The sequence below is a fragment of the Gilliamella sp. B2717 genome (assembly GCF_026536675.1).
GTDB classification, from domain to species: Bacteria; Pseudomonadota; Gammaproteobacteria; order Enterobacterales; family Orbaceae; genus Gilliamella; species Gilliamella apicola_I.
The window spans coordinates 1,230-1,555 of record NZ_JAFNNQ010000037.1 but is presented as its reverse complement, the minus strand read 5'-3'; the positions used below and the strand labels follow the sequence as shown (position 1 = coordinate 1,555).

General features: G+C 39.9%; 1 pseudogene. It reads left to right on the top strand.

Going from position 1 to position 326, the window contains the following annotated elements:
- Nucleotides 1–137 precede the first annotated feature (137 nt).
- A pseudogene (locus J3U35_RS05650) lies at nucleotides 138–326 on the top strand (DNA adenine methylase); the annotation flags it as partial.

The following is a 326-nucleotide window of genomic DNA, read 5'->3' as shown; positions in this document are numbered from 1 at the left end:
GCAATCCTCAATCTGCAAAAAAATTAATTCAGTTAATTGCGTTAACCCCATTTCACAGAAACGAGTATCAAAACGCCTGTTATTGCAATTGTTCTGACGAAATAATTCAGGCCAGTCAATTATTAATCAGGTCGTTTATGTCGTTTTCTTCAAAAGGTGTGCATCAAAAAAGTTCAGGTTTTTCTGGTAGTACCAAAAAAGGGGCTACAACCGACGCAACAACGTGGGCAAAAATCCCTGCTAATTTACTGGCAATTGTTGAACGATTGCAGGGGGGTATTATCGAAAATATTCCCGCGATCGAATTGTTAGATCGGCACGACAGC